Genomic DNA, 11,964 nt, shown 5'->3' on the forward strand with positions numbered 1-11,964 from the left:
TATAGAACACACAGAAAGGATGTTATAACTATGGAATTACTTGAAATCGCTAAAAAGCGTTTCTCTGTTCGGAGCTATACCAATCAGAAGGTGGAGCCTGAAAAGCTGGCCAAGATTTTGGAGGCCGCGCACGTTGCTCCGACGGCAGCTAATCTTCAGCCGGTTCATCTGATTGTTGCCCAGAGTGATGAGGCCCTTGCGAAAGTGGGCGAGGCCGCCGAGGTTTATGGAGCGCCGCTGGCAATTATCGTGTGTGCAGACCACAACAAGGCATGGGTGCGGCCCTTTGACAAAAAGCAGACTGGCGACATTGACGCCTCTATCCTGACGGACCACATGATGCTCCAGGCAACGGAACTGGGCCTGGGGAGTGTTTGGGTATGCTACTTTAAGCCGGACGTTCTGAGCAAGGCATTTCATCTGCCTGCCAATCTGGAGCCGATCAATATCCTTGCTATCGGCTACTCCGCCGAGGGCGAGGGCGATCCGAACCGCTTTGCCGCTCAGCGCATTCCTATGGATAAACTGGTTTCCTACGATATGCTGTAAACAATCGCCGTACCGAGGCGCAACCCTTTTTCACAGGGCTGCGCCTCTTTATCTTTCAGAGATATGGGCATAGGTTTCTTCTAAAATCCACTTGATATGTTCGTCGCATAAAGCGTAGAATACATTTTTCCCGACTTTATGTGGGGAAACCAGCTTTGCAAATTTTAGAATTTTCAGTTGATGGGAAACTGCGGATTCGGACATATTCATTTGCGTGGCCAGTTCATTCACGCAATATTCCCGGCCCATAAGTGCCCATAGGATTTTCATGCGAGTGAAATCGCCCATTGCTTTGTGCAGCTCAGATAACCGATCTATGTCCGCTGCGTCAGGTATAAGTACGCATGATTTTTGCCGTTGCTCCATAGTGACCTCCAATCTTTCGTATTTGACAGCTGTACTATTTGCGGGTATTCTATTTTTGGAAAGGAGGCGGCCGATATGTCGCACTACCATTTGCCCCATAATCATGGACAAGACATTGATAAAGTTTTAGATAAAATGCCTGCGGAAGAAAACTTCCGGGATATAGCGATCCTTTTTCAGCAGTTGAGTGATCCGTCACGCCTGAGGCTCCTGTGGCTGTTGTGCCACAGTGAGGAATGTGTCTGCAATTTAGCGGCAGCGGTACAAATGAGCGCACCGGCCATTTCCCACCACTTGAAAAATCTGAAAAGCAGCGGTCTGATTACCAGCCGCAGGGAGGGAAAGGAAGTCTACTATACTTTATCCAACACAGGCCCTGCAAAACTTCTCCATAAAACCGTTGATGCCTTGTTTGAAATATCTTGTCCGACTGATTGATAAGTGAAATGCGCCGCTGTTTCCACAATGGACAGCGGCGCATTTTTATATCCCTGCTTATCTGTCAACGTGTCGCGGGGAGGAATTTCTTTACCCGCATCGCTCGAATCGCATTTAGAATAGCGATGACCGATACGCCAACATCTGCAAAAACGGCTGCCCACATATTTGCGTATCCAGTAGCTCCCAAAATCAAAACTAAAATCTTGACGCCGAGAGCAAACACGATATTCTCATTTGCGATACGGATTGTCTTTCTGGCAATCTGGACAACTGCGGAGATCTTCGAGGGTTCATCTGTCATCAAAACCACGTCCGCAGCCTCAATCGCTGCATCGGAGCCAAGACCGCCCATGGCAATACCTACATCCGCACGAGCAAGCACAGGCGCATCGTTGATTCCATCGCCAACAAACACCAGTTTCCCCTTTTCGGTGGTCTGCCGGAGCATCATTTCTACACGGTCAACTTTGTCCGCCGGGAGCAATTCGGTATATGCCTGATCCAGCCCCAGCTTTTGCGCCACTTTCTTTCCGACGGCATCTGCATCGCCGGTGAGCATGACGGTTTTCCTGACGCCGACTTCCTTTAACGCTTTGATTGCAGACGGAGCATCTGCCTTGATTTCATCTTCAATGACAATGTAACCAGCATATTTTCCGTTGCAGGCCAGATAGATGACTGTACCAATGGCATTCGAGGGGATATAGGCAATTCCTTCTTTATCCATCAGTTTTGCGTTGCCAGCGAGAATTGTTTTCCCATCTATGACAGCGCGGACGCCGTGACCGGCAATTTCCTGCACATCACTAATGCGGCTGTGGTCGATCTTCTTGCCATACGCTTTTTTTATGGAGAGTGAGATCGGATGGTTGGAGTAGTCCTCGGCATAAGCCGCCAGCTCCAAAAGCTGTGCCTCTTTCATACTTACTGCATTGATCTGGCTGACCGCAAAAGAACCCTTTGTCAAGGTGCCGGTTTTATCGAATACCACTACCTCTGTATGGGCCAGCGATTCCAAATAGTTACTGCCTTTGACAAGGACACCGATTTTGGATGCACCGCCGATGCCGCCAAAGAAACTAAGCGGAATAGAGATAACCAGAGCGCAGGGGCAGGAAATCACCAGGAAGGTCAGCGCCCGGTAAATCCAGACTGTGAATGGCTGTCCAGTGACAAGAGGCGGCAGAACTGCAAGGGCAATCGCTGCAAAGACAACAATCGGGGTGTAGTAGCGGGCAAAACGGCTGATAAAGTTTTCTGTTTTTCCTTTTTTGTCGCTGGCATTCTCCACAAGGTCCAAAATTTTTGCAACCGTGGATTCCCTATACTTTTTAGTGGTCTGAATGGTCAGGATGCCTGTCTGGTTGATGCACCCGCTGATTACTTCCATCCCAGGTTCCACGTCACGGGGCATGGATTCGCCGGTGAGAGCAGATGTATCCAAAGCGGACGTGCCTTTGATGATCCTACCATCCAGCGGCACCCGTTCACCAGGCTTTACTACAATCGTGTCCCCGATGTTTACTTCTTCAGGATCGACCTGTTCAAGTTTTCCATTCCGTTCTACATTTGCATAGTCAGGGCGAATGTCCATCAGGCTTGCAATGGATTTTCTGGATTTGGAAACCGCATAGGACTGGAACCATTCCCCTACCTGATAGAACAGCATAACGGCTACGCCCTCAGAGTGTTCTCCTAAGATCAGTGCGCCAATAGTGGCAATCGTCATCAGAAAGTTTTCATCGAATACCTGTCCATGCAGGATATTGGTGAGAGCCTTCCAGACAATATCCCAGCCGATTACAACATAGCAGACCAGAAATACTGCCATTTCCGCAGTCGGATCAAGTGTGAGCAGACTGCCGGCAGCGAACAGCACTGCCGCAATGATAATGCGGAAAAGCAGGCGCTTTTGTTTTCGTGTCATAATAAACATCTCCTTTCAGTCAAACACCGGCTGCCGTTTCTGGCAGCCGGTGTTCAGCTTTTCTTACGCCTTGACCGTCACATCCGGCTCAATCTTTTTGATAAGCGCCTTGGCCTCAGCCAGAATTGCGTCGAAGCGGTCATCCGGAGCATCCAGAACCATCTTCTGGCTCAGGAAGTTCACTTCCACGTCATTTACGCCGTCGATTTTCTGTACGGCTTTCTGAATCTTGGCGGCACAGTGGCCGCAGTCAAGGTCGATCAGCTTAATGGTCTTTTTCATCACAAAGACCCCCTTTCCTTTTAGTATTTGGTTGGTTTGACATGGCCGAACAATTAAACATTCATTTAACTGTTACGGGCACAGTATATTTACACAACGGCTTAAAGTCAATGGATGGGGAAAGGGTTCTGCTGATTGGATTTGAAATACTGCGGTTTGGAGCGTACAAACGCCCCGCAATTTTATATACTTTTTATGGTTAGACGTGGCTAATATCAAATGGGAGGTAACGTGATGAAACAATCACTGGATACAAGAACAAAGCTGCTTACACAGCGCCCCTTCTCGCTGATGCTGGAGCTGAGCATCCCTGCGGTCCTCGGCATGGTCGTTGTGGGCCTCTATAACATGATGGATTCCATCTTTGTCGGACAGATGGTTGGGGATATTCAGATGGGAGCCGTATCGGTTTCCTATCCGTTTACCCTGATCAACGCCGGTTCCGCAGCTATGTTGGGAGTGGGTTCCGCCTCAGTTTTATCGAGAGCCATTGGCAAAAAGGACAACGATACGGTAAAGAAGATCATGGGCAATCTGGTTGCCGCTGTTGTGATCCTGTCTGTGATTTACACGGTCATCGGCATGGTTTTTACCCGTCAGCTTTTATCTCTGGCCGGAGCCAGTGACAATATTCTGAACTACGCCGAAAAGTATCTGCGGATTATATTTGCTGGTTCTCTGCTGGTCAACTTCTTCCAAAGCGCAAACATGGTAATCCGAGGAGAAGGCCAGCTCAAAAAAGCAATGTTCATCATCGCCAGCGGTGCTATCCTGAACATTATCCTTGACCCCATTTTTATTTCCATTTTGAATCCTTATGGGATGGGGATTGAGGCTGCTGCTTATGCTACTGTGCTGTCCCAGTTTGTCCAGGCTGCGATTACTGTGTGGTATTTCAAAAAGAAAAGTCCAAATGTAAAAATAGGCAGTATCCGTATTGATGGGCCGATTCTCCGTCAGGTGCTTGCGGTTGGCATCTCTGCTCTGTTGATGCAGGTTTTGACCCTTGTTCAGCAGACCGTGATTTACCGTGTAGCTGCCAACTATGGTGGAGAGACTTCGCAGATCCTTTTGGGAGCCGCCCTGCGGTTCTGGAATTTCTCCTTTGTCCCTCTGTGGGGAATCAGTCAGGGATTCCAGCCTGCGGCCGGTACGAACTACGGAGCAAAGGATTATGACCGTGTAAAGCTGCTGACCAAAGTATTCATTGCTGCGGCTACCGTTCTGTCCCTGCTGTTCTGGATTCCCGCCGAGCTGCTCCCGGAGCAGGTGCTTTCTATGTTCATTACAACGCCGGGGGTGGCAGCGTCAGGAGTAACGAATTTCCGCATTATGTTCAGTACCTACATTTTACAGGGAAGTTTTCTGATTGCGGTCACACTGTTCCAGTCCTTGGGTAAGGCGAATAAAGCCACATGGCTGGTGCTGTTCCGCCAGATTATCCTCTTTATTCCGCTGTGTGTCCTCTTGCCGATGATCGGCGGCCTGGGCATTTGCGGCGTATGGTTGGCGATTGCTCTGACAGATGCGGTTCTGGTTGTAATCACGATTGCGATGATGGCGTCTGAATTTCGTAAAATGCCGCGCACTTTGCAGGCTTTGCGGTAAGGAGGGGCGGCTGTGTATCTCTGTGACGGAACCGTAGGCTATAACACAACACGAATCATGAAAGCCGGATGACTCCGCGCTTACGGCTTTTCCATTTGCACAGTTAGCCATGACGTACTATAATGCAAAGTGGGTTCTATTTGGATTTCAAATCCTGCTGATTGGAGCGGTGCAATATGGGAAAAAACCATATAATAAAAGATGCCAGGAGAACCCTGGCACAACAGATAAACAATAAAAATATAGCGGAAAGGACAGTTATGGAGCATACCCCACTTTCATCAACGGGGTTATCCGCAGTCATTCCGGAAGATAACGACGGCTATTGTACCGTCTATAAAATGGATTGTGCGGATGGCCTTGGACTTATGACGGTCTATCAGGTCTATCCCGGAATACAGCTTATTTATAATGACTTTGAGGCAACGAGCTGCTATTGGGATGGGAACATTGATAAAAATATATTGGAGATCAATCATTGCCGGGAAGGCCGTGAGGGATGTCGCTTAGCAAGCGGTTCTTGTCTTTATCTCGGAGAAGGCGACCTGTCAATCCATACCATGGATAATTGTGCGGCGGAAATGTCGTTTCCATTAAAGCATTATCGGGGGATTTCCGTTGTTATCAATCTGTCTGTGGTAGTGAAAAATCCGCCTGAAATTCTCTCTGACAGTGGCATAGATATTTTGCAATTCAAAGATAAGTTTTGTTCTGGTGGAAACTGCTTTATCATGCGAGCGAAGGATGAGATTGAACATATATTTTCAGAACTTTATTCTGTGCCGGATTGTTTACAGAAACCATATTTTCGATTAAAGGTACAGGAACTGCTTTTGTTTTTGTGTATGGTGGATGTGTCCCAAGAGAAACAGAGAGAGCTATACACTTCTCCACAAGTGGAGATTATCAAGACAATCCACAAAAGGCTGACATCCAATCTTCAGGAGCGGCCAACCATTGAAGATCTTTCTAAGGAATATTTGATAAACACTACAACCTTAAAGGATACCTTTAAAGGGATTTATGGACAGCCTATTGGAACTTATATGAAGGAATACCGCATTAGGCAGGCTGCAATTTTATTGAGGCAGACACAGGCCACCATAGCAGAAATTGCGAATCAGGTTGGATATGAAAACCAGAGTAAATTTGCCACAGCGTTCCGTGACGTATTGAAAATCTCACCGGCTGAATATCGCAAACAAAATGCCAGTGATGGAACTGTACTCCAAAACTAAATAATAATATTTGCTGTGCGACGGCAGAGGAAAAAAGCCGTCGTACAGGAGACTATTGATACGATTATTTATATCCCGAAAGGTTGATATAGTTTGATATGGTTTGAGGCAACGAGACCGATTTTCACCCAATTTTTAGTGGCTACCAAGTGATTAAACGGCAAAAAAGGGATAAAATGAGGGCCAAGTGGTGACTAAATAGGTTAACCGAAGGGCACTTTTTGCATTTCCTGTGAAAATGCCAGACACTGTCTGTTAAATTACCTGGAGCAGGTCTGCACAGTAAATTTGCGAAAGCTTTCTGTCATTATGCGCGAGATACGGGCATACGCGCAGGAAAACGGGCTGAAACCGTCTTTCTGCTGTACAGGCCATGGGGCGGGAAAAAGGGCCGCGCACGGGAAAAAGGAAGACAAAACTCCAGCATTTCTCGTTCTGCCTCATTTCTCCCCGGGCGGCGTATAAATCACGCTTTTCCTGGAAACCCGGCACAGGACGCCCTTTGGGAGGCGGTAGACCACTGTTCCCGCGGCATTGTCGCCGATGCGGTCGTAGAGGCGGCCGGCGCTGAAACTTTCGCCGAGGACGGTGTGGGGGCTGTTGGCCACGTAGCCGATGGTGCCGAGACCAGGGACTCTTACCTGGATGGCCTCAGAATCGTAGGGATTTTCCGGCTCCTTTTTTAAGAAAACTTCCATGCCAGGCTGGAGAAACTCATCTCCGAAGTAGTGTCTGGTGCCGGTCAGTGTAAAATAAAGCTTTGCCATAGGGAATACTCCTTTCTTTTTTTGTCAGCAGCAGGCGAGGGCCGCGTATTTCGGATGTTCCCTCTCCAGGGCGGCAAACAGGGCGTTGATGCGACGGTGCTGCCGCCGCCTTTCTTTCCGCATCAACTGCTGCCGGTATTTGGGGCTTATGTTCATCCGGCGGATGTCTCCTCCGCATTCCAGCTCCGATTTGCGGTAGGCGTCATGGCTGTGGATGTACTGGAAACAGGCCTCCAAAGTGTGGGCGTCCCGCTTGTCCGCCTGACAGTGATAGCGCTCCAGCTCCGGATGGGCGAAGTTTACAGGCTCCGGGGAGGCGTTTCGGTGGTAGATGGAGTAGATGAATTTCCGCGGGAGATAGCGGATGCTCCAGCAGCTGATTTCCGTTTTCACGTATACCGTGTTTCCCAGGAGCTTGTATTCCATATGCTTGCCCTGGACAAACCGGTTCAGGGCCTTTGGCTCGGAGGTCAGGTGGAACCGGGTGGTGCCGCAGCATTTGCAGGCCCGGAAGCCGCAGCCCTCCGCCTGTTTCGGCGACATCCGGATCCAGTTTTTTTGCTGGCTACGCCGCAGATGCCAGCAGCATTGTTCGTGGTAAATGGTTCGGCCGGGAAGAATGATCATCGCTCTCATTTGGAACTCCTTTCTGTGAGGATTATGTTTCTGGTATGATCCCAGTCTAGCAGATTTCCTGTCCGAAAAAACTCCCACTAAATGTGAAAAATATGCGTGGCAGAGCCTTCCGCCGGAGCGCCTCTGCGATTAGTAGCCATCTTCCTTTGCGCGGAGTGCGCCTCCTGCCAAGAGGCTTTTGTGTTTATAACACAAAAAGGCCCCGGCGCAGGTCCGGAGCCTAAGAGGCATAGCACAGTGTTCAGTTGTCGCCGCCGCAGTATTGGGCGGTGAGCCTGCCGGCGATTTCCTTCATTTTAGAGACGGCCCGGTCGGGGGCGATGATCTGGATGCCGCCGCCCAGCCCGATGATCCAGCTCAAAAACATATCGCTTAACACCACCTCCACCGTAGTGCGGAAATGGCCGTCCTCCTCTTTTTTGATCCGCAGTTCCTTGCCGAACCGGTCGATGAGGATTCCGGCGAACCGGTTTTCCGCGCGCAGGGTGACGGAGACCTTCTCTCCGCCGAACATCCCAAACAGGGATTTGGAGTAGGCGGCCACGTCAAAGCCGGAGAGGAGCTCTTTTCCCTCCCGCGGCTGGCCGGTGACGGTGATCCGCAGCATTTTGTCAATGCGGTAGTGCTTTAAGATCCGGCTCTCGCCGTCGTAGCCCACCAGGTAGTAGTATTCGTCGTCCCACACCAGATGCCAGGGGCTGACGTAATACCAGGCCCCGTTGTGGCGTAGCTCCTGCTGCTTGTCCGCATTCCACTGGAAATACTGGAAACGGATCTGGGAATTGGTGTGGATGGCGGTGTGGATCTTGTCCACGTTGTAGTAAATGCTCTCGTTCATGGTTTTGACCCGGCCGCTGATTAAAACCTGGCGCTGGAGCTGTTTGGCCTCGTGCACGCTCACCAGGGATTCCAGCTTTTTGATGAGGGCGGCGGATTTCTTTTCCGTGATGAATTTGGCGGCCTGGACGGAGTCCACCAGGAGTTTCAGTTCCGCCAGCTCAAAGGTGCGGGAGGCGATGCGGTAGAGGTAGGTTTTTCCGCATTTTTCCCCGATGATGTCCAGGCCGAAACAGCGCAGCTCCTCGAAATCAGAATAGAGAGTTTTTCGATCCGCGCTGACGCCCCGGGCGGCCAGGCGGTCGATGATCTCCTGCGCGGTGAGCCCGTGGCTGTCATCCGTTTCCTCCATGAAGATTTTTGTCAGAAAAAGCAGTTTCAGCTTTTGATTGTTTCCCTTTGCCATGGCGCGTTCCTCCCGTTTTCCCTTGTCTATGGGATATTATAGCAGAGAAAGAGAGAAAGGTGGGAGAGGAAATTTTACATGAAACCGGAGGATAGAAAGCTTTCGCTATATCGTGGTTTCTGTTTCTTCGCTATTTCGCCCAGCCAGCAAGGATTTCCTTGACCCAGCCGCAGAGACGGTCGCTGGCTTCATTGGCGATTTTTACAACCTGTTCGTGGGTGTGGGGCACCTTGGCGATGCCGGTAGCCATATTGGTGATGCAGGCAATTCCTAAAACCCCCATGCCCAGGTAGTTGGCTACGATGGTTTCCGGTACGGTGGACATTCCCACCGCGTCTGCGCCCATAGCGGCGAAGGCCCGGATCTCAGCGGCGGTTTCATAGCAGGGGCCGCCGAACCAGGCATAAACACCTTCCTGATAGGAAATGCCCAGCTTTTTGGCCGCCGCGTCTGCCTTGGCGCGGAGCGCGGGAGAATAGGGGGCGGAAACGTCGGGGAAACGGGGGCCAAAGCGCTCGTCATTGGGGCCGGTGAGAGGATTGAGGCCCACCGTATTGATGTAGTCGTTTAACAGGACTAAGTCTCCCGGCTGAAAGCTGGGATTGATGGCGCCGCAGGCGTTGGTCACAATCAGGCTTTCCACGCCTAACAGTTTCATCACGTACAGCGGATAGGTCACTTCCCGAAGGGTAAAGCCCTCATAATAGTGGAAACGTCCCTGCATGGCGCAGATAACCTGGCCGCCTACGGTGCCGATCACCAGATTTCCAGCGTGGCCTGCCACGTGAGACTGGGGGAAATTAGGGATTTCATGATAGGGGATGACCGTCGGCTGTTCGATGGTTTCCGCGAAATCGCCCAGTCCGCTTCCGAGGATGATTCCCACGGTCGGGGTTTGGCTGCATTTTGTGCGGATAAATGCAGCAGAGTCAAGAACTTGGTTGTAAAACATATGATTTCTCCTTTCATTGCGCGGGGAGCTGTTTCCATACCCCTTGTTTTTGTAATTCCAGTATGAATCCTGAGGCGGCTAAAAAAAAGGACATATGTCCCGATTTTGCAGAAAAAGAATAAAGACCCAAAGAATAAAAACTGGAAATGTGCCCTGCGGCGGGCGGGATGGGCGGATATAAGGGACAGAAGGGATTTCAAAAAAAAGACCGGCCCATAAAAGGACAGATCGGAAAGTCCTTTTATGAGCCGGCGGCAGACGCCAGGCAAAACCGGGCGGAGGATTCAGCCGGAAGGAGACTGGCCCCGGGGCCGTGAGCCGGATGGGGCTTTTATGGGGAACGCATTTTCGGACAGGAAGTGCTGGTCGCAGTATTCCTGCATCTGTTTCGCCTGTTTTGGGGAAAGGCGGATCTTTCCCTGGCGGACAGAGAGCAGGCCGTCCTCCTGTAATTGGGAAATGGTGCGGTTTACGGTCTTAATGCAGAAACCGAGGAGCTCCGCTAATTCAGGCCGTGTCTTTTTCAGCACGAATCCATCGGGGCTGTCATCCGTTTGGAACAGCTCCAGCAAAAAAAGAATCATTCGGTCATAGCAGCTGAGAAACAGGTATTGGCGTCCGTCTTTCAGCTGGCGGGTCAGCTCTCCGATGATGTTCTGGGCGCGGCTGTAGAGGATGCCGGAGTCCTGCCTGATCCAGGAACGCCAGAGGTTTATGGGGATCCTGGCGAGGGTGCACAAGGTGACGGCCTGGATGGTGGCGGAGTAGAGCGGCTGGTCCAGGAAACACTCCAGCTCTCCCAGGATCCGGCCGGAGGTAAAGCTGCGAAAAATATATACCTTTTCCTCCAGGTGCATTTCCATGCCTTGGGCCCGTCCCCGGAGGATGATGTAGATGTAAAGACAGGGAGTGCCGGAGCGGATGATGGATTTCCCTTTCGGCACTTTGATTACTTCCAGGCTGTCCAGCACATCCTGTGGGCAGCCGTGAAACAGCCGCTCCATTCGTTCCTGCTCTTTTTTCGGAAGATAGCTGATAAAGTCAATGCTCATTTCCCATTTCTCCCTTTCACAAATCACGGGCCCGATCCCATGCCGGACGGCGGCCGGTACGGGATCGGGCAGGTTGCGGACCGCGGAAAACGGATCCGTAAGTTATTCGTTATTATACCGTATTTATGAGGGAAAGGAAACAGGTCTGCCTGTTTTTATAAGGCTTTTATCAGCCTTTTGTCACAGGAAATTTCAGAGGATGATCACAGGGTTTTCCGGAATACGCCGCCGTCGTCCCGATACCCCATTTTCTTTAGATACTCGGTGTGCTCTTTGACGTTTCGGTCTCCGATCAGCTCCTGGATCCCCATGTTCTTTAAGTCCTGATACAGGTGGGACGCCACAGAGCAGTCCCGGTACATGGGGGTGGAGTAATCCAGGCTGAGGTGCATGGCCGTTTCCCCGGCGTAGTGTCCGATGGAGACGCCTGCGGGGGAATCTCCGCACAGGGTCAGGAAAACCCGGTCAGCGGAGCCAGCTCCTGTAAAGTCGGGAAAGTATTTTAAAATGTCCTCCCGGTAGTGGCTGATGAAAAATTGGAGGAAGGCGTCGTCTGGTTTCAGCTCGACGGTGGTGTAGGTCTGGCCGTTGACAGACAGCTTTCTCATGTTGTAGAGGTTGATGAGAACGAGGCAGAAATTCATCAAAGCAGTGGGGTAGGAGTGAATGATCAACGCGTAGGTGGCAAAGATCGTGCTGCCGATGGTATTGATGATTCTCAGTTTCATGACGGAGGTCATCAGCATGGAGATCACCACCAGGACAGATCCCAGGTATCCGAACAGTTCAATCAGCAAGTGAAGGTTCATAAATCGTGGCTCCTTTCATTCCTTTTATCTGGATGTGACGGGTTGTTATAAGGACATGGTAGCACAGGGCGGCGGGTAAAAAAAGGACATATGG

Annotated in this window: 13 protein-coding genes; 4 read left to right on the forward strand and 9 right to left on the reverse strand. The window is 50.6% G+C overall.

The features are described 5' to 3' along the window. Positions 1 to 30 precede the first annotated feature (30 nt). Entirely contained in the window at positions 31 to 549 is a 519-nt protein-coding gene (locus tag B5E84_RS07215) for a nitroreductase family protein (RefSeq protein WP_087221225.1), read from the forward strand. 48 nt (positions 550 to 597) lie between these two features. On the opposite strand, the gene B5E84_RS07220 is transcribed toward B5E84_RS07215, so the two are convergent. Next, a complete protein-coding gene (locus B5E84_RS07220; RefSeq protein ID WP_087221228.1) occupies positions 598 to 915 on the reverse strand; it encodes an ArsR/SmtB family transcription factor in 318 nt (105 codons plus the stop codon). Positions 916 to 990: 75 nt separating this feature from the next. Between B5E84_RS07220 and B5E84_RS07225 the strand changes: the two genes are divergently transcribed. Then, entirely contained in the window at positions 991 to 1,353 is a 363-nt protein-coding gene (locus B5E84_RS07225) for an ArsR/SmtB family transcription factor (RefSeq protein WP_050005260.1), read from the forward strand. A gap of 64 nt (positions 1,354 to 1,417) precedes the next feature. Here B5E84_RS07225 and B5E84_RS07230 read toward each other — a convergent pair whose 3' ends face one another. Both B5E84_RS07230 and B5E84_RS07235 read right to left on the reverse strand, forming a co-directional pair. Continuing rightward, on the reverse strand, positions 1,418 to 3,283 hold the full coding sequence (locus B5E84_RS07230; protein ID WP_087221230.1) for a heavy metal translocating P-type ATPase: 1,866 nt from the start codon (positions 3,281 to 3,283) through the stop codon (positions 1,418 to 1,420). 63 nt (positions 3,284 to 3,346) lie between these two features. Then, a complete protein-coding gene (locus tag B5E84_RS07235) occupies positions 3,347 to 3,565 on the reverse strand; it encodes a heavy-metal-associated domain-containing protein (RefSeq protein WP_050005262.1) in 219 nt (72 codons plus the stop codon). Positions 3,566 to 3,799: 234 nt separating this feature from the next. Here B5E84_RS07235 and B5E84_RS07240 point away from each other — a divergent pair, with 234 nt between their 5' ends. Together B5E84_RS07240 and B5E84_RS07245 are read left to right on the forward strand one after the other, a co-directional pair. Then, positions 3,800 to 5,173, forward strand: a complete 1,374-nt coding sequence (locus B5E84_RS07240; protein ID WP_087221233.1) for an MATE family efflux transporter — start codon at positions 3,800 to 3,802, stop codon at positions 5,171 to 5,173. A 176-nt stretch (positions 5,174 to 5,349) separates the two neighbouring features. After that, positions 5,350 to 6,411, forward strand: coding sequence for a helix-turn-helix domain-containing protein (locus B5E84_RS07245; protein ID WP_087221236.1), 1,062 nt, complete (start codon positions 5,350 to 5,352; stop codon positions 6,409 to 6,411). Between the two features lie 440 nt (positions 6,412 to 6,851). Here the strand turns inward: B5E84_RS07245 and B5E84_RS07250 are convergent, their stop codons facing one another. From B5E84_RS07250 to B5E84_RS07275, 6 genes are all read right to left on the reverse strand, one after another. Beyond that, positions 6,852 to 7,178 carry an HIRAN domain-containing protein gene (locus tag B5E84_RS07250; RefSeq protein ID WP_087221239.1) on the reverse strand — a complete coding sequence of 109 codons (327 nt, stop codon included), beginning with the start codon at positions 7,176 to 7,178 and terminating at the stop codon, positions 6,852 to 6,854. 24 nt (positions 7,179 to 7,202) lie between these two features. Continuing rightward, complete coding sequence (locus B5E84_RS07255; RefSeq protein ID WP_087221242.1) at positions 7,203 to 7,814, reverse strand: hypothetical protein; 612 nt, start codon at positions 7,812 to 7,814, stop codon at positions 7,203 to 7,205. 241 nt (positions 7,815 to 8,055) lie between these two features. Next, positions 8,056 to 9,057: a helix-turn-helix transcriptional regulator gene (locus B5E84_RS07260; protein WP_087221245.1), complete on the reverse strand. Its 1,002-nt coding sequence runs from the start codon at positions 9,055 to 9,057 to the stop codon at positions 8,056 to 8,058. Between the two features lie 130 nt (positions 9,058 to 9,187). Continuing rightward, positions 9,188 to 10,009, reverse strand: coding sequence for a purine-nucleoside phosphorylase (locus tag B5E84_RS07265; protein WP_087221248.1), 822 nt, complete (start codon positions 10,007 to 10,009; stop codon positions 9,188 to 9,190). A 284-nt stretch (positions 10,010 to 10,293) separates the two neighbouring features. Then, the gene (locus B5E84_RS07270) at positions 10,294 to 11,061 is read right to left on the reverse strand and encodes a Crp/Fnr family transcriptional regulator (protein ID WP_087221251.1); all 768 of its coding nucleotides are present in this window, start codon (positions 11,059 to 11,061) and stop codon (positions 10,294 to 10,296) included. A 203-nt stretch (positions 11,062 to 11,264) separates the two neighbouring features. After that, positions 11,265 to 11,870: a YgjV family protein gene (locus tag B5E84_RS07275; RefSeq protein WP_087221254.1), complete on the reverse strand. Its 606-nt coding sequence runs from the start codon at positions 11,868 to 11,870 to the stop codon at positions 11,265 to 11,267. Between the last annotated feature and the right edge of the window lie 94 nt (positions 11,871 to 11,964).

Origin of the sequence: Lachnoclostridium sp. An14, from assembly GCF_002160755.1 — a bacterium.
Classification (GTDB): domain Bacteria; phylum Bacillota; class Clostridia; order Lachnospirales; family Lachnospiraceae; genus Lachnoclostridium_A.